This is a genomic window from Microcystis sp. LEGE 08355 (genome assembly GCF_015207185.1).
GTDB lineage: Bacteria > Cyanobacteriota > Cyanobacteriia > Cyanobacteriales > Microcystaceae > Microcystis > Microcystis panniformis.
Genome location: NZ_JADEXI010000948.1, coordinates 1 through 1073, shown reverse-complemented (window position 1 = coordinate 1073; position 1073 = coordinate 1). Strand labels below are relative to the sequence as shown.

Here is a 1073-nt window from a genome sequence, read left to right as displayed (position 1 = left end):
GGCCGCAGGGCTTGCGGTGTCAGTCTGTAGAGCGACCATAAGACCAGAACAGAGTGAATCTGTTAAGGCAGGTGCGGAACCCCGCAAGGGAAAGAAGCAGAAACCTAAATCGTGAGGTTTGGGAATCGCCGTCCGTTTCACGGCGGCGAGGATGTCAAAGATATAGATTGTGGAGTTAAAATATGTCTAGTATAAACACTGGTATTGAGTGGACTGATAAAACGTGGAATCCAACAACCGGGTGCGATAAAATTAGCACTGGCTGTCTGCATTGTTATGCCGAAGCTATTACACAGCGTTTTCCCAAAAACTTTCCCAATGGATTCAGCTTAACTTTGCATCCAGAAAGATTGGAAGAACCCTTACGTTGGCGCACTCCCAGTCGAGTTTTTGTCAACTCAATGAGTGACCTTTTTCATGATGATGTGCCTCTCGACTTTATCAGACAAGTTTTCTCAGTTATTCATTCAACACCTTGGCATATATATCAGATTCTAACAAAGCGACAAAGCCGTTTAGGTGATTTAGCGTCTCAATTAGATTTTCCAGAAAACATTTGGCTAGGTGTATCTGTCGAGAACCAAAACCACATAGATCGGATTGAATATCTTCGGACAGTGCCTGTTTCAGTGCGTTTCATTTCATGTGAGCCACTTTTAGGACCACTAGAACTTAATTTAACTAGCATTGATTGGGTTATTGTCGGCGGAGAATCCGGGCAAAAACATCGCCAGATGAAACTTGACTGGGCAAGGGATATCTGCGATAAATGTCAAAATTCAGGGGTAGCATTTTTTTTCAAACAAGTTGGGGGAAGGACACCGAAAGCAGGGGGTAGATTACTTGATGATAAAATCTGGGACGAGATGCCTAATGCCTGGAATCAGCATATCCAAAAATGGGGAAGTGTCCCACTTAAATCGGCGAGGCGTTCAGAAAAATTAGAGCTTATTGCTTAACTGGAAATTTGACACTCCCCGCTCTAAAGAGACGGGGATTCTTGGTTCACAGAGATTACTTGCTTAGACAGAATTGCTTCTGAAAAAGTAGAGGTATTCTCTCCCCAAGCTGTC

At 43.6% G+C, this 1073-nt stretch carries 1 protein-coding gene; it reads left to right on the top strand.

Annotated elements, in window-relative coordinates:
- The first annotated feature begins 182 nt into the window (after nt 1-182).
- A complete protein-coding gene (locus IQ242_RS25510) occupies nt 183-959 on the top strand; it encodes a DUF5131 family protein (RefSeq protein ID WP_193961869.1) in 777 nt (258 codons plus the stop codon).
- Nucleotides 960-1073 lie beyond the last annotated feature (114 nt).

What these genes read in the sequence shown, in the direction of transcription:
- IQ242_RS25510 (WP_193961869.1), top strand. Translation starts at nt 183, where the DNA reads ATGTCTAGTATAAACACTGGTATTGAGTGGACTGATAAAACGTGGAAT.